Source organism: Streptomyces sp. NPDC007084, from assembly GCF_040703595.1.
In the GTDB taxonomy this organism is placed as follows: domain Bacteria; phylum Actinomycetota; class Actinomycetes; order Streptomycetales; family Streptomycetaceae; genus Streptomyces.
In genome coordinates, this window is record NZ_JBEYFY010000012.1 from 42,070 (window position 1) to 57,469 (window position 15,400).

General features: G+C 72.3%; 12 protein-coding genes. 6 read left to right on the forward strand and 6 right to left on the reverse strand.

Annotation, left to right across the window (positions count from 1 at the left end; genetic code table 11):
* Nucleotides 1-93 precede the first annotated feature (93 nt).
* From AB0912_RS13320 to AB0912_RS13340, 5 genes are all read left to right on the forward strand, one after another.
* Nucleotides 94-1,833, forward strand: a complete 1,740-nt coding sequence (locus AB0912_RS13320; protein WP_366698908.1) for a phospholipid carrier-dependent glycosyltransferase — start codon at nt 94-96, stop codon at nt 1,831-1,833.
* A 226-nt stretch (nt 1,834-2,059) separates the two neighbouring features.
* Nucleotides 2,060-3,682: a penicillin-binding transpeptidase domain-containing protein gene (locus AB0912_RS13325; RefSeq protein WP_366698910.1), complete on the forward strand. Its 1,623-nt coding sequence runs from the start codon at nt 2,060-2,062 to the stop codon at nt 3,680-3,682.
* Between the two features lie 104 nt (nt 3,683-3,786).
* Complete coding sequence (locus tag AB0912_RS13330) at nt 3,787-5,457, forward strand: penicillin-binding transpeptidase domain-containing protein (RefSeq protein WP_366698912.1); 1,671 nt, start codon at nt 3,787-3,789, stop codon at nt 5,455-5,457.
* A 236-nt stretch (nt 5,458-5,693) separates the two neighbouring features.
* Nucleotides 5,694-6,224: a YbaK/EbsC family protein gene (locus AB0912_RS13335; RefSeq protein ID WP_366698914.1), complete on the forward strand. Its 531-nt coding sequence runs from the start codon at nt 5,694-5,696 to the stop codon at nt 6,222-6,224.
* Nucleotides 6,221-7,066: a DMT family transporter gene (locus tag AB0912_RS13340; protein WP_366698916.1), complete on the forward strand. Its 846-nt coding sequence runs from the start codon at nt 6,221-6,223 to the stop codon at nt 7,064-7,066. The genes AB0912_RS13335 and AB0912_RS13340 overlap by 4 nt, the downstream gene beginning before the upstream one ends.
* 154 nt (nt 7,067-7,220) lie before the next feature.
* Here AB0912_RS13340 and AB0912_RS13345 read toward each other — a convergent pair whose 3' ends face one another.
* From AB0912_RS13345 to AB0912_RS13360, 4 genes are read right to left on the reverse strand one after another with little or no spacing between them, the layout of a single operon-like run.
* The gene (locus tag AB0912_RS13345) at nt 7,221-8,423 is read right to left on the reverse strand and encodes a serine hydrolase domain-containing protein (RefSeq protein ID WP_366698918.1); all 1,203 of its coding nucleotides are present in this window, start codon (nt 8,421-8,423) and stop codon (nt 7,221-7,223) included.
* Nucleotides 8,420-9,211, reverse strand: coding sequence for an ABC transporter ATP-binding protein (locus AB0912_RS13350; protein WP_366698921.1), 792 nt, complete (start codon nt 9,209-9,211; stop codon nt 8,420-8,422). The genes AB0912_RS13345 and AB0912_RS13350 overlap by 4 nt, the downstream gene beginning before the upstream one ends.
* Nucleotides 9,211-9,972 (reverse strand): cobalt ECF transporter T component CbiQ, encoded by a 762-nt coding sequence (cbiQ, locus tag AB0912_RS13355; protein ID WP_366698923.1) that lies wholly within the window; start codon nt 9,970-9,972, stop codon nt 9,211-9,213. Before cbiQ ends, AB0912_RS13350 begins: the two co-directional genes overlap by 1 nt.
* A 1-nt stretch (nt 9,973) precedes the next feature.
* The gene (locus AB0912_RS13360; RefSeq protein ID WP_366698925.1) at nt 9,974-11,053 is read right to left on the reverse strand and encodes an energy-coupling factor ABC transporter permease; all 1,080 of its coding nucleotides are present in this window, start codon (nt 11,051-11,053) and stop codon (nt 9,974-9,976) included.
* Between the two features lie 289 nt (nt 11,054-11,342).
* Between AB0912_RS13360 and AB0912_RS13365 the strand changes: the two genes are divergently transcribed.
* The gene (locus tag AB0912_RS13365; protein ID WP_366698927.1) at nt 11,343-11,699 is read left to right on the forward strand and encodes an SsgA family sporulation/cell division regulator; all 357 of its coding nucleotides are present in this window, start codon (nt 11,343-11,345) and stop codon (nt 11,697-11,699) included.
* Nucleotides 11,700-11,833: 134 nt separating this feature from the next.
* Here AB0912_RS13365 and AB0912_RS13370 read toward each other — a convergent pair whose 3' ends face one another.
* Entirely contained in the window at nt 11,834-14,050 is a 2,217-nt protein-coding gene (locus AB0912_RS13370) for an MMPL family transporter (protein ID WP_366698929.1), read from the reverse strand.
* 170 nt (nt 14,051-14,220) lie between these two features.
* Nucleotides 14,221-14,811 carry a TetR/AcrR family transcriptional regulator gene (locus AB0912_RS13375; RefSeq protein ID WP_366698931.1) on the reverse strand — a complete coding sequence of 197 codons (591 nt, stop codon included), beginning with the start codon at nt 14,809-14,811 and terminating at the stop codon, nt 14,221-14,223.
* Nucleotides 14,812-15,400: the final 589 nt, after the last annotated feature.

The window sequence follows — 15,400 nt, forward strand, 5'->3', positions numbered from 1 at the left end:
TCCCATCCTCGCAGGGGTACCGTCCGACAAGCTCATCCGACCGGAAGGGCCCGGGCACGGGACTCCCACAGACGGGTTCCCTACGATGGCGCGGTGACCAGTACCGCGTCCTCCACGGACACCCGGCAGGGCCAGGCCGCCGACGATCAGCGGCCGTCGTGGCAGCGGCGGCTGCGCCGATTCGGCTACACGGCGCCGCCCCGAAGCGATGTGCGCGACCGGCTCGTACCGCCGTACCCGGAGCCAGGGTCGCGGATCTGGGCGTCCCTCGGCCTGCGTCAGGAGGTCGCCGACCGCTTCCACCGCTGGTCGGGGTGGGGCGGCCCGCTCCTGGTGACCCTGTTCGCCGGGCTGCTGCGGTTCTGGAACCTGGGCAGCCCGAAGGCGGTGATATTCGACGAGACGTACTACGCGAAGGACGCCTGGGCGCTCATCCACCGCGGCTACGAGGTCAACTGGGCCAAGGACGCCAACGACCTGGTCCTCCAGGGCAACGGCAACGTGCGCGTCCCCACCGACGCCGCCTATGTGGTGCACCCGCCGGTCGGCAAGTACGTCATCGGGCTCGGCGAGTGGATGTTCGGGTTCAACCCCTTCGGCTGGCGGTTCATGACGGCGGTGCTCGGCACGCTGTCGGTGCTGCTGCTGTGCCGGATCGGGCGGCGGCTGTTCCGGTCGACGTTCCTCGGCTGCCTGGCGGGCGCGCTGATGGCGGTGGACGGCCTGCACTTCGTGATGAGCCGCACCTCGCTGCTCGACGGGGTGCTGATGTTCTTCGTGCTGGCGGCGTTCGGCTGCCTGGTCATCGACCGGGACAAGGCGCGGGCCCGGCTGGCCGCGGCGCTGCCCGTCGACGAGGACGGCACGGCCCGCCCCGACGCGGCGACCGCCGAGACCACCCGCCTCGGCTGGCGCCCCTGGCGCTGGACGGCCGGCCTGATGCTGGGCCTGGCCATCGGCACGAAGTGGAACGGCCTGTACGTGCTGGCCGCGTTCTGTGTGATGGCGGTGCTGTGGGACGCGGCCTCGCGCCGGGTCGCCGGTGCCCGTCACCCGTACACGGCGGCCCTCAAGCACGACACCGGCATCACGTTCCTGGCGACGGTGCCGGTCGCGCTGGCGGTGTACCTGATCTCCTGGACCGGCTGGATCCTGTCGCCGGCCGACGGCAGCGGCGGCTACTTCCGGAACTGGGCGGCGACCGACGGCCGGGGCGGAACCTGGACGTTCCTCCCCGACTGGGTGCGCAGCCTGTGGCACTACGAGCACGAGGTCTACAAGTTCCACGTCGGCCTCTCCTCGCCGCACACCTACCAGTCCAACCCGTGGAGCTGGCTCGTCCTCGGCCGCCCGGTCTCCTACTTCTACGAGTCCCCGCTGCCCGGCAAGGACGGCTGCCCCTCCGACGCGGGCGACAAGTGCGCCCGCGAAGTCCTGGCCCTCGGCACCCCGCTGCTGTGGTGGGCGGCCTGCTTCGCGATCCTGTACGTGCTGTGGCGCTGGGCGTTCCGCCGCGACTGGCGGGCGGGCGCGATCGCCTGCGGCGTGGCGGCCGGCTACCTCCCCTGGTTCCTGTACCAGGAGCGCACGATCTTCTTCTTCTACGCGATCGTCTTCGTGCCGTTCCTGTGCCTGGCGGTCACGATGATGATCGGCGCGATCCTCGGCCCCCCGGGCGCGACAGAACGCCGCCGAGTCGCCGGCGCCGCAGCGGCAGGCGTCCTGGTCCTCCTGATCACCTGGAACTTCATCTACTTCTGGCCCCTGTACACGGGCACGGCGATCCCGATCGACCAGTGGCGGTCGCGGATGTGGCTGGATACGTGGGTATAGCCGCACGCACGTGATGAAGGGGCCCGGCGCCGCGCCGGGCCCCTTCGCGCGTCGCATCCGTCCCCGGCGATAGATGGCGTTCGCACCTATAACGGCCCGCCCCGGGCTAACGATTCGGAGAAACCGCTGTCACAAGGGCCCCACCCGCCCTTAGGGTTCGAGGAGAGCGGCTTTTCTGAACGCGTTCAGAAGTTCGGGGAAGGGTTCACGGGGAGGGAATCGCGCGATGCGCAAGGGGGCCAAGGCTGCCGTCGTCGGCAGTGTGTTCGCCGTCCTGCTGGGGGGCGCCGGATACGGGGCGTACAACTTCGTCACCGCGGTCAGCGGGGACACCGGGACCGCCGGGCCGGCGCCGGTGAAGACCGGGCCGCCGAGCGGCGCCGAGATCAAGGAGACCAGCCGCGCCTTCTTCGCGGCCTGGGAGAAGGGCGACGCGGCGGAGGCGGCGGCGCTCACGAACTACCAGGCCGGCGCCGAGAGCCTGCTCGCCGGATACCGGGACACCGCGCACCTGACCCACGTGCGGATCACCCCGGGCGCGGCGAAGGGGGCGACGGTGCCGTTCTCCGTACGGGCGACGGTGTCGTACGAGGGGAAGAGCAAGCCCCTCGCGTACGGCTCCCGGCTGACCGTGGTGCGCGGGGAGACCACCGGCAAGGCGCTGGTGGACTGGAAGCCGTCCGTCGTGCACCCGCGGCTCAAGGACGGGGACACGCTGGTCACGGGCGAGTCGCAGAGTCCGGCGATCGAGGCCGTGGACCGGAACAACGTTGTCCTGACGAAGGACGACTACCCCTCGCTCGGGCCGATCCTGGACGCGCTGCGCGGCAAGTACGGCGACAAGGCGGGCGGCACGCCGGGTATCGAGCTGGCCATCCACCACGGCACCACCGAGAACCCCGACACCACGCTGGCCACCCTCGCCGAGGGGCGCCCCGGCAAGGTCCGTACGACGCTCAGCGCGAGCGCGCAGGCCGCCGCCGAGAAGGCGGTCCAGCGGTACGCGGAGTCCTCGGTCGTGGCGGTCAAGCCCAGCACCGGCGAGGTGCTGGCCGTCGCCAACCACCGCCAGGACGGTTTCAACGCGGCCTTCCTCGGCAAGCTCGCCCCCGGCTCCACCATGAAGATCATCAGCGCGGCGGCCCTCATCGACAACGGCATCACCACGTCGACCGGACCCGCGCCCTGCCCGGCCGCGGCGGTCTGGCAGAGCCAGACCTTCCACAATCTCACGGGCATGCAGCCGCAGGAGAACGCCACCCTCTCCGACAGCTTCGCCCGCTCCTGCAACACCGCGTTCGTGAAGTACGCCGACGACATGAAGGTCGACACGCTGACCAACGAGGCCGAGCGGCGCTTCGGGCTCGGCCGGAACGACTGGAAGACCGGAATCGAGTCCTTCGACGGCTCGGTGCCCGCCTCCGGCGGCCCGGACACGGCGGCCAACATGATCGGCCAGGGCCAGGTCCAGATGAGCCCGCTCAACATGGCGTCGGTGACGGCCACCGCGATGACGGGCGTCTTCCGGCAGCCGGTCATCGTGGCGCCCTCCCTCGACGGCCGGCAACTGGCCACCGCGCAGGGCCTGTCCGCCGGTACGGTCGCCCAGCTCCGGGCGATGATGAACCGCACGGCGGTCAGCGGCACCGCGGCCCAGGTGATGGCCGGGCTCGGCGGCAGCATCGGCGCCAAGACCGGCTCCGCCGAGGTCGACGGACAGGCCGTGTCGAACAGCTGGTTCACCGGCTACCGCAACGACATCGCCGCAGCCGCCATGACCCAGCAGGGCGGCCACGGCGGCGACGCGGCCGGCCCGATCGTCGCAGCAGTGCTACGAACGGGTGGCTGAGGTCACGGGAGGCGGGGCGGGACCCTAGGGTGGGGCATCTCGTTGAGGAGCGAGAGGCGCGGGGGCGCCGCAGGGTATCCGGGGACAGCGGAGGACGATCAGCCGTGGGCAAGAGAAGACGTGTCGCCGAGCGGCCGAGGACCAGACGGCCCGCCGTACTCGGCGGAGTGATCGCGGTGGTCGTCGCCGGCGGCGCGTTCGGGGCGTACAGCCTCTACGGGGGGACGGCGGCCGGGGACGAGAGGTCCACCGGCGCCGCGCACAAGGCCGTCAGGACGGGCCCGCTCACGGCGACCGAGATCCGCACCGCCTCCACCGCCTTCCTGACCGCCTGGCAGAGCGGCGACCTGGCCAGGGCCGCCGCCGCGACCGACGACCCGGCCGCCGCCACCGCCGCACTGACCGGCTACGGCAAGGACGCCCACATCAGCGGCGTCACCCTCACCGGCGGCAAGGCGGCCGGACCCGACGTCCCGTTCACCGTCAAGGCCACCGTCGGCTATCAGGGCACGTCCAAGCCGTTGACGTACGCCTCCAAGCTGACCGTCGTCCGGCGGGCCAAGGACGGGGCGGCCCTGGTCGGCTGGAAGCCGTCCGTGCTCCACCCGGATCTCCAGGACGGCGACCGGCTCGTCACCGGCGCCTCCGGGACCCCGCCCATCACCGCCCTCGACCGGGACGGCGGGGAACTGACCACCGCCAAGTACCCGTCGCTGGGCACCGTCCTGGACGGGCTGCGCGAGAAGTTCGGCAAGACGGCCGGCGGCAAGGCCGGCGTCGAACTGCGCGTGGTCCGCAAGGCCGCGAAGAAGGGCGGCCAGAAGACGCCCGACAAGACGCTCCTGACGCTCGGCGAGGGCACCCCGGGCAAGGTGAGGACCACGCTCAGCCCGGCCCTCCAGGCGGAGGCCGAACGCCAGGTCGCCGCCAAGGAGCGGGCGTCGGTGGTGGTGCTGCGCCCCTCGACCGGGGAGATCCTCGCCGTGGCGAACACCTCGCACGGCTTCAACACCGCCTTCCAGGGCTCCCTCGCCCCGGGCTCCACCATGAAGGTCATCACCGCCTCGCTGCTCTTCGACAAGGGCCTGGCCTCCGCCGACAAGCCGCACCCCTGCCCCAAGACGGCGACGTACGGCGGCTGGAAGTTCCACAACGACGACGACTTCGAGATCAAGGACGGCACGTTCAAGGCGAGCTTCGCCCGGTCCTGCAACACCGCCTTCATCACCCAGGCGAAGAAGCTGAAGAACGACGACCTGACCAAGCAGGCCCAGCAGGTCTTCGGGCTGAGCCGGAACAACTGGTCCGTCGGGGTGCCGTCGTTCGACGGGTCGGTGCCGGTGCAGAGCGCGGCGCAGATGGCCGCCTCCCTGATGGGCCAGGGCGGGGTCCGGATGAACCCGCTGAACATGGCCTCCGTCGCCGCCACGGTCAAGTCGGGCACCTTCCACCAGCCCTACCTGGTCTCCCCCGACGTCGACCACCGCACCCTGGCCAAGGCCTCCCGCACCCTGTCCGCGTCCACGCTCTCCCAGCTCCGCGAGGTCATGCGGTACACGGCCGCCGCGGGCACCGCCGCCGAGGCCATGTCCGGCCTCGGCCCCGACTACGGCGCCAAGACCGGCTCCGCCGAGGTCGACAACCAGAAGCAGCCCAACGGCTGGTTCACCGCCTGGAAGGGCGACCTGGCCGCCGCGGGCGTCGTCCAGCAGGGCGGCCACGGCGGCGACACGGCGGGCCCGATCGTGGCGGCACTGCTGAAGGCGGGCGGCTAACCGTGCCCTCCCCGGGACCGGGAGCAGGCCGCCCGTAGCGCGCTGGAACACCTGCTGACCACGGCGGACAACATCGTGGACGACCCCCCGACTCCGTCCCCCGTGTACGCGGCCTCCCTCGTGTACGCGGCCTCCCTCGTGGGCGCGGCCTCCCTCGTGGGCGCCCCGTTGTGGTGTTTCCGGTGGGACTGGAACCCGGTCGCGTGGCGCGTACACCGGCCGCTAGCGTGCTGGGCATGACCGCCACCGATGAGAACGCCACGGGAGCCGCGTCCCCGGGCGAGGACACCGTTCACCCCCGGTTCGCCGCAGCCCTGCGGGAGCTGGGGCTAGACGAGCTGACCGGGCGGGTCCGGCGCTTCCCCGACGCGACCCGCACCGCGGCCGAGGCCGCCGCCGCGATCGGCTGCGAGCTGAGCCAGATCTGCAAGTCCCTGATCTTCGCGGCGGACGGCGTCCCCGTGCTCGTCCTCATGGACGGCGCCTCCCGCGTCGACATGGAACGCGTCCGGCTGGAGCTGGGCGCCCAGAAGGTGACACGGGCCCGCGCCGACCTCGTACGGGAGACCACCGGATACGCGATCGGCGGGGTGCCGCCCTTCGGGCACCGGACCAAGACCCGTGTCCTGGCCGACCGTTCGCTCCTCGGCCACACCACCGTGTGGGCCGCGGCCGGGACCCCGCACACCGTGTTCCCGATGGACCCCGAGAGCCTGGTCGCCCACGCGGGCGGCACGCTGGTGGACGTGCGCGAGCGCACCGTATGACACCGCTCGTCACCTCGGCGGTGCTGCTCGCCGCCGTCACGCACGCCTGCTGGAACGCGATCGCGCACCGCATCACCGACAAGCTCGTCGGCTTCACGCTGATCGCCGGCGGCGGCATGCTGATCGGCCTGGCCATGGTCCCGTTCGTGGCGTTCCCGGCGTCCGGGGCGTGGCCGTACCTGGCCGCCTCCGCGCTCATCCACATCGCGTACTACGTCCTGCTGATGCGCTCCTTCCGGCTCGGCGACTTCGGGCAGGCCTACCCCATCGCGCGCGGCACCGCTCCGCTGATCGTCACGGTCCTCGCGGCGGTCTTCGCGCACGAGGTGCCCGACGGGTGGGCCGCCGCCGGGGTCGCCCTGTCCTGCGCGGGGCTGACCGGGGTCGCGCTGTGGGGCCTGCGCGGGCGGCGCCCCAACTGGGCCGCGATCGGCGCGGCCCTCGCGACGGGCGCCTCGATCGCCGCGTACACCGTCGTGGACGGCCTGGGCGTACGCGCCTCGGGCAGCTCCCTCGGCTACATCGCCTGGCTGATGGCGGCCGAGGGCATCGTGATCCCGGCGTACGCGATCCACCGGTGGCGGGGCGAGACGGTGAGGGTGCTGAGGCCGGTCGCGGCGGTCGGCTTCCTCGGCGCGGCGCTGTCGGTCGCGGCGTACGGACTGGTCCTGTGGGCCCAGACCCGCGCCGAACTCGCCCCGATCGCGGCCTTGCGCGAGTCCTCGATCATCGTGGGCGCGGCCATCGGCGCGGTCTTCTTCAAGGAACGCTTCGGAGCACCCCGCATCGCCGCGGCGGGCCTGCTGGTGGTGGGCATCGGGCTGATGCTGCACACGGGATAGCGGACAGGAGCCGCGAGTCACTCCGGCGGCCCCGGCGGCCCGCACTCCAGCGGCCCCGGTGGGCCGGCGATCCAACGGCCCTGGCGGCCCGGCACCCCAACCGCCCACGCGGCCCGGCACCCCACGGCCCCGGCGGGCCGGCCGTCCCTGCGAACTACCCCGCCACCGCCGTCCGCACCGCCCGTACCAGGGCCTGGGCCCGGGCGTCCGCCGTCACGCTCGTGCGGAAGCCGTTGGTGACGTAGCCGAAGGCGATGCCCGAGTCGGGGTCGGCGAAGCCGAGGGGGCCGCCTCGGCCGGGGTGGCCGAAGGAGGCCGGGGAGAGCAGCGGCGAGGCCGGGCCGTGGAGCATGTAGCCGAGGCCGAAGCGGGTGCTGACCACCAGGACCTTGTCGGGCCCGGCGGAGTGTTCGGTCCGCGCGAGCGCCGCCGTCTCCGGCGTGAACAGGCGGACGCCGTCCACCTCCCCGATGAGCGCGGCGTAGAAGCGGGCGAGGCCGTCGGCGGTGGCGATGCCGTTCGATGCGGGCAGGACGGCGGCCCGGTAGGCGGGGTCGTTCTCGTCGGGCATCGGGGTGATCGCGGCGAAGGCCCTGCGGGTGAGGCTGTCCGGGTCGGCGTACGCCTCCACGACCGCGCGCTTGGGGCGGGTCCGCAGGCCGCCGGGCGCGGGCGGCGCCTCGACCTGCGCGACCCGGCCCACCCGGCCGGCCTGCTCGGGCGGCAGCCCGACCCACAGGTCCAGGCCCAGCGGCCCGGCGATCTCCTCGGCGATCCACGCGCCGATCGACCGCCCGGTGACCCGCCGGACCAGTTCGCCGGTCAGCCAGCTGTACGTCTGCGCGTGGTAGCCGTGGCCGTCCCCCGGGCGCCAGGCCGGTGTCTGCGCGGCCACGGCCGCCGCCGCGACGTCGGGGTCGGCGGCCTCGGCGGGGGTGAGCGGGCGGTCGAGGACCGGGACGCCCGCCCGGTGGGTGAGCAGGTCACGGACCCGGGTGTGTTCCTTGCCGCGCGCCTTGTACGCGGGCCAGTGCGCGGCGACCGGCGCGTCGAGGTCGAGCAGCCCGCGCTGGGCGAGCAGCAGGATCGCGGCGGCGGCGACGCCCTTGGTCGCGGAGCGCACGATCTGCGCGGTGCCGGGGTGCCAGGGCTCGGTGCCGTCGACGTCCCGGCCGCCGCCCCACAGGTCGACGACCTTGTGCCCGTCGCGGTACACGGTGACGGCGGCGCCCCGCTCCCCGAGGGCCGCGAAGTTACGGGCGAACGCCTCCCGGACCGGTTCGAACCCCTCGGCGACGGTGCCGTGCACGACGTCCTCTCGTACGGCCCCGGGCACGGTGTCCTCTTGTCTCGTCACGCTCCCATTGTCACGGACCGCGGATCGAAGCCGAAGGGCAGCTCCAGGCGGTGGGTGCGCATCAGCTCGTCGTCGGAGAGCAGGTCGCCGGTCCGCCCGTCGGCCACGATCACCCCGTCGCTGAGGACGAGGGCGCGCGGGCACAGTTCGAGGGCGTACGGCAGGTCGTGGGTGACCATGAGGACGGTGACGTCCAACGAGCGCAGGATGTCGGCGAGTTCGCGCCGGGAGGCGGGGTCGAGATTGGAGGAGGGCTCGTCGAGGACGAGGATCTCCGGTTCCATCGCCAGCACCGTCGCGACGGCGACCCGGCGCCGCTGTCCGAAGGACAGATGGTGCGGGGGGCGGTCCGCGAACTCCGCCATGCCGACCCGCTCCAGCGCGGTACGGACGCGGTCCTCCAGCTCGGCGCCCTTGACCCCGGCGGCGGCCGGCCCGAAGGCGACGTCCTCCCGCACGGTCGGCATGAAGAGCTGGTCGTCCGGGTCCTGGAAGACGATGCCGACCCGGCGCCGGATCTCCGCCATGTGCCGCTTGCCGACCGGCAGTCCGGCCACGCTCACCGTGCCGGTGCCGCCGGTCAGGATGCCGTTGAGGTGCAGCACGAGGGTGGTCTTGCCGGCGCCGTTCGGACCGAGCAGCGCGACCCGCTCGCCGCGCCCGATGGTGAAGTCGACGCCGAAGAGGGCCTGATGGCCGTCGGGGTAGGCGAAGGCGAGGCCGGCGACCTCCAGGGAGGCGGGCAGGTCGTCGGCGCCGGCGGACGGCGCGGGGGGTTCGGCAGACATCACAGCGTCCATCCCAGCACACACACGACGAGGGCGGCGAACGGGAGGGCGAGGGCGTACGACCACTGCGCCCGGGACGCGGTCACCTCGTCGATGACCGGCATGGAACCGGTGTAGCCCCGGCTCACCATGGCGAGGTGGACGCGCTCGCCGCGTTCGTAGGAGCGGATGAACAGGGCGCCCGCCGACTTCGCGAGCACCCCCCAGTGCCGCACCCCGCTCGCCTCGAAGCCCCGGGACTCGCGGGCGATGCGCATGCGCCGCATCTCGTCGGTGATGACGTCGCCGTAGCGGATCATGAAGGAGGCGATCTGCACGAGGAGCGGCGGGAGCCTGAGCCGCTGGAGGCCGAGGAGCAGTTCGCGCAGTTCGGTGGTGGAGGCGAGGAGTACGGAGGCGGCGACGCCGAGGGTGCCCTTGGCGAGCACGTTCCAGGCGCCCCACAGCCCGTTGACGCTCAGCGAGAGGCCGAGGACGTCGACCCGCTCGCCCTCGGCGACGAACGGCATGAGCACCGCGAAGGCGACGAACGGGATCTCGATGAGCAGCCGCTTCAGCAGCACCCCGGCCGGTACCCGGGCCCGCTGGGCGACCGCCGCGAGCAGCACGGCGTACAGCGCGAACGCCCACATCGCCTCGCGGGGCGTGGAGACGACCACGATCACGAAGGCGAGGGTCGCGGCGAGTTTGGTGTGCGGCGGCAGTCCGTGCACCGGCGAATGCCCGTGCCGGTAGAGCTTGTGCGCGTGGCCCGCCCCCATGTCAGACGCCTTCGGGCAGCGAGGTGGGCGAGGCGTCGGACGTACGGCGCCTGCGCAGCGCCCAGAAGACGCCGGTGCCCGCGACGACGGTGACGCCGACCCCGATCACCCCGGCGAGTCCGCCGGAGACTCGGGCGTCGGAGATGTCCTTGACGCCGTATCCGGCGAGCGGCGAGGAGTCCTCGGTGGCGTGCTTCTCGGTCTTCGCGTCGATGCCCTTGTCCTTGGCGACCTTCTCCAGGCCGTCGGGGCTGGCGGACGCGTAGAAGCTGACGAACCCGGCCAGGACGAGGGAGGTGACCAGGCCGGTGATCCACACCTTGCGGTGCGAGGAACGGGCGGCGACGGGGAACGCCCCGGGAGCGGCGGCGGGCGCGGCGGAGGGGTCGGGGGTGTCGACGAGTTCGCCGTTGACCCGCAGCTTGAGCCGCTGCCGGAGGCCGCGGGCCCCGTAGACGAGGTCGGGGCGGACGGCGATGACGGCGCCCACGGTGAGCGCGGTGATGACGGCCTCGCCGATGCCGATGAGGACGTGGACGCCGATCATCGCGGTGGCGACCTTGGAGATCGCGACGTCGGTGGTGCCGCCGACCGCGTAGATGAGGGTGAAGGCGACGGCGGCGGCCGGCACGGACAGCAGGGCGGCGACGAAGGACGCGACGGTGACGGAGCGGCGCTTGCGGGGCAGCACCTTCACCAGGCCGCGGAAGATCACGTAGGAGACGACCGTGGTGACGATGGCCATGTCGGTGATGTTCACGCCGAGCGCGGTGAGGCCGCCGTCGGCGAAGAGGATGCCCTGCATGAGCAGCACGACGGAGACGCAGAGCACCCCTGTATAGGGGCCGACGAGGATCGCGGCGAGCGCGCCGCCGAGCAGATGGCCGCTGGTCCCGGCGGCGACCGGGAAGTTCAGCATCTGCACGGCGAAGATGAAAGCGGCGACCAGGCCGGCCAGCGGCGCGGTCCGCTCGTCCAGTTCGCGGCGGGCTCCGCGCAGGCTCACGGCGACGGCGCCGGCGGCGACCACGCCCGCGGCGGCGGAGACGGGGGCATCTATGAATCCATCAGGCACATGCACTGTCCGATCATAGAGCCCACTTGCGAATGGGTTGCAAGAGCGAGGGACCCTCCAATAGTTGGCGGGGCCCCGTAGTACTTGCCGAAGGTGCCCGCGCCGACCGTGACCGGTACCTCACCGCGTCTCGTACATGCGCGCGCCGCGACCGGGAAGACGGTCAGGAAGGACAGGGCGCGCATGGAGGGGTGGTCGCGGGCGGCCGGAGAGCGGTTTCCGTGAGATGTGCGACATTGGAATGGTGACGGATTCACACATTCCGCACAGGTTACGCAGCGTGAGGAGTCGGTTCATGTACGCCGTCGAACAGTACGCACGCGCTCACATCGTCACCGACACGGCCGACTCCGCCGAGGACGAACACCGGGCGGTCCCGGTGGCCCTCCGCTACGACCCGCAGAGCGACCCGCCGCAGGTGCACATCACCCTGCCGGGCCCCAAGGAGTGGGTGTTCTCCCGCGAACTCCTGGAGAAGGGGCTGCGCGTCCCGGCCAGCAGCGGCGACGTGCGGGTGTGGCCGTGCGGACGGGTGCAGGCCGTCCTGGAATTCCATTCACCGAAAGGGGTGGCGGTCGTGCAGTTCGACGCGAAGGCGCTGATCCGCTTCCTCCGCCGTACGTACACGGCCGCCGCACCGGTGGCCCGCTGAGCCCACGGGACCTACCGGGCCGCCGCGCCGGTGGCCCGCTGAGCCCACGGGCCGGCGAGAGGGTGGGCCGGCGAGAGGGTGGGCCGGTGAGGCATCCTCACCGGCCCACCCTCTCCGACTACGGGTTCCGACGGTCAGACCCCCACCAGTTCCCGGTCCTCGTCGTCGTCCCGCCGCTTCTCGTCCAGCGCGCGCAGCCCCTCGCCCTCGACGTCCACGTTCGGCAGGGCGCGGTCCAGCCACCTCGGCAGCCACCAGGCCCGCCTGCCGAGCAGCGCGAGCACGGCCGGCACGATCGCCATGCGGACGACGAACGCGTCGAAGAAGACGGCGATGGCGAGACCGAAGCCGATCATCTTGATCATCGACTCGCTGGAGCCTATGAACCCGGAGAACACGGCGATCATGATGACCGCGGCGGCCGTGACGACCCGTGCGCCGTGCTTGAACCCGGTCACGATCGCCTGGCTCGGCTTCTCCCCGTGGACGTACGCCTCGCGCATCCGGGTCACGAGGAACACCTCGTAGTCCATGGCCAGGCCGAAGACGACACCCACCATGAAGATCGGCATCATCGACATGATCGGCCCGGTCTCCTCGACGCCCATCAGGCCGGACAGCCAGCCCCACTGGAAGACCGCGACGACCGCGCCGAGGGCCGCCATCACGCTGAGCAGGAAGCCGAGGGCCGCCTTCAGCGGGACGAGGACCGAGCGGAACACCACGATCAGCAGCAGGAACGCGAGTCCGACCACGAGCGCGAGATACGGGATCAGCGCGTCGTTGAGCTTCTGCGAGAAGTCGATGTTCATGGCCGTCGAGCCGGTGACGAGCACCGTGGCGTCCGTGTCGGCCTTGATCTCGCCGCCGGCGCCGCGGATGGCGTGCACCAGGTCCTCGGTCTTGACGGAGGACGGCTTCGAGTCGGGGATCACCGTGATCATCGCGGTGTCGCCGGACTTGTTGGGCACCGCCGGGGACACGCTGACGACGCCCTTGAGGTCCTTGATCTCGTCGGTGATCCGGGTGAACGCGGCCTTGGGGGCGTCGCTGGCCTTGGCGTCGGCCACGACCATCAGCGGGCCGTTGAAGCCGGGGCCGAAGCCCTCGGACAGCAGGTCGTAGGCGCGGCGCTGGGTGGTGGACGTCGGCTGCGAACCGTCGTCGGGCAGGCCCAGTTCGAGTGAGGTGGCCGGGAGGGCCGCGGCGCCGAGGCCGATCACACCGAGCAGCAGCACGGCGAGCGGCCGGCGGACGACGAAGCTCGCCCAGCGGGTGCCCATGTTGGGCTTGCCCTCCTTCTTGGCGGCGCGCCCGCCGCCGAGGAGCCTGCTCTTCTTGCCGGCCGGCTGGACCTTGCGGCCCGCGTAGCCGAGCAGCGCGGGGATCATGGTCAGCGCGATGAGGACGGCGATGGCGACGGTGCCTGCGGCGGCGACGCCCATCTTCGTGAGCATCGGGATGTTGACGACCGACAGGCCCACCAGGGCGATGACGACGGTCAGGCCCGCGAAGACCACGGCGGACCCGGCGGTGCCGACGGCCCGTCCGGCCGCCTCCTCGCGTTCCCGGCCCTCGGCCAGTTCGGCCCGGTAGCGGGAGACGATGAACAGGGCGTAGTCGATGCCGACCGCGAGGCCGATCATCATCGCGAGGGTGGAGGTGGTGGAGCCGAGGTCGAGGGCGCTGGCGAGCGCGGTGATCGTGGAGACGCCGATGCCGACGCCGATCAGCGCGGTGAGCAGCGGCAGTCCGGCCGCGATCAGCGAGCCGAAGGTGATGACGAGGACGACCGCGGCGATGGCGATGCCGATGACCTCGGTGGACCCGGTCTCGGGGGTGGCCTGGAGGGCGTCACCGCCGACCTCGACGGTCAGCCCGGCGTCCCGCGCGTCCTGCGCGGCCGACTCCAGGGCGTCCTTCGAGGAGTCCTTCAGCTCCATGCCGGAGACGTTGTACTTGACCGAGGCGTAGGCGACCGACCCGTCCTTGCTGACGGTGTGCGCCTTGTAGGGGTCGTCGACGGAGCTGACCTCGGAGCCGGTGCCGAGCACCTTGACGGTCTTCTCGACGGTGGCCTTGTTGTCCTTGTCCGCCATCTTCTCGCCCTCGGGGGCCTTGAAGACGACGCGGGCGGTCGCTCCGTCGGCGCTCATCCCGGGGAAGCGGCTCTCCAGCAGGTCGAAGGCCTTCTGCGCCTCGGTGCCGGGGATGGAGAAGGAGGACGCCCCGGCGACGGGCGCGGAGGCGGCGCCGACACCGGCGAGGGTCAGCAGCGCCACCCACAGCAGGGCGACGAAGTGCCGTCGCCGGAAGGCGAATCGGCCGAGTTTGTAGAGGAACGTGGCCACGAGGGCGTACTCCCGGTCAGGTCGTTGGATGGCAGGGGCTGGTGTGACCACCCGGCTGGGGACAGGGGTGATCAGCCCGACGACGTGAGCGGCGCGTCAGGTGCAACTGCGGGGATATGCGGGGTGGGGCAGGTGAAAGGGGCGAAGGGGTGGGGTGCGGGGCCGGGGTGTCAGGCGCCGAGAGCGGGGAGGACCACGGCGTCGATGTACGAATGCAGGAAGGCCTGGGTCGGCGGAAGTTCGTCGATCATGGTGCGGGCCGCGAAGCCGCCGATCAGCATGTGCATCACGAACTGCATCGCGGGGTTGTCCGCACGGATCTCGCCCCGGTCGACACCGCGCTGGAGCACCCGGCGCAGCTCTTCCATCTCCGGCTCGACCAGCCATTCCCGGAACGCCTTCAGCAGCTCCGGGTTCCCGTGCGCCGCCATGGCCAGGCCCCGCATCAGCGCGGAGTCCTGCTCCATCTGGCAGTCGTCCTGCCGGGCGGCGAGTGCCAGGAAGTCGCCCCGCAGGCTTCCCGTGTCCATGTCGGAGAACTTCAGCGGCTTGTGGTGCCGCAGCGCTCTCACGACCAGCTCGGCCTTGCCGCCCCACTGGCGGTAGAGGGTGGCCTTGCTGGCTCGGGTACGGGTGGCGACGGCGTCCATCGTGAGGGCGTCGTAGCCGACTTCCCTAAGCAGGTCGAGCACGGCCGTGTACAGCTCGGCCTCACGCTCGGGCGTGATCCGGCTGCGACGCACCGTTGCGGCCTCAGTCATCCCGGTCACCTCTGCTTCCTACGACACGGATTCGTATGTCTCAGAAGATACCCCCGCCGTCAACGAAACGAAACCGTTTCGTACGTGGGGTGGGTCACGCCGGTGACGGGAACTGTGCGGGCGGCCGGGGTACGAAGCCCGGCCGGGCGGCGTACGGAGCCCGGCCGGGCGGCGTACGGAGCCCGGCCGGGCGGGGTGCCGGCGCAGGGGGCCCGGGGTGGGCCGAGCCGGCCGAGCGCGGTACCCGCCCAGGCAACCCGGGGAGGGCGGAGCCGGCCGGGAGGGGCGGCGCCCACGCGGCCCGGGGTGCGCCGAGCCGGATGGCGCGGGGTGCCGCGCCGGACGGAGGGCGGGGTGCCGAGCCGGACGGGACGGGGTGCCGCGCGGACGGAGGCCGGGTACCGCGCGGACGGAGCCGGGGTGCCGCGCCGGACGGAGGCGGGGTGCCGCGCCGGACGGACGGGGCGGCGGGCCCGTGCCGGATTGCCCCGGTCCACGAGTTGCCGGGGCCCCTCCGGCGGAAAAGCATGGGGAGGTGAGCGACGAGCACGAGAACGCGGCCACCGGCGACGAGCGGGAGAACGCGCCC

Coding starts and splice junctions, on each gene's coding strand:
- AB0912_RS13335 (WP_366698914.1), top strand. CDS start 5,694: ATGACCGCCACCGATGAGAACGCCACGGGAGCCGCGTCCCCGGGCGAG.
- cbiQ (WP_366698923.1), bottom strand. CDS start 9,972: ATGGGGGCGGGCCACGCGCACAAGCTCTACCGGCACGGGCATTCGCCG.
- AB0912_RS13340 (WP_366698916.1), top strand. CDS start 6,221: ATGACACCGCTCGTCACCTCGGCGGTGCTGCTCGCCGCCGTCACGCAC.
- AB0912_RS13365 (WP_366698927.1), top strand. CDS start 11,343: ATGTACGCCGTCGAACAGTACGCACGCGCTCACATCGTCACCGACACG.
- AB0912_RS13375 (WP_366698931.1), bottom strand. CDS start 14,811: ATGACTGAGGCCGCAACGGTGCGTCGCAGCCGGATCACGCCCGAGCGT.
- AB0912_RS13350 (WP_366698921.1), bottom strand. CDS start 9,211: ATGTCTGCCGAACCCCCCGCGCCGTCCGCCGGCGCCGACGACCTGCCC.
- AB0912_RS13325 (WP_366698910.1), top strand. CDS start 2,060: ATGCGCAAGGGGGCCAAGGCTGCCGTCGTCGGCAGTGTGTTCGCCGTC.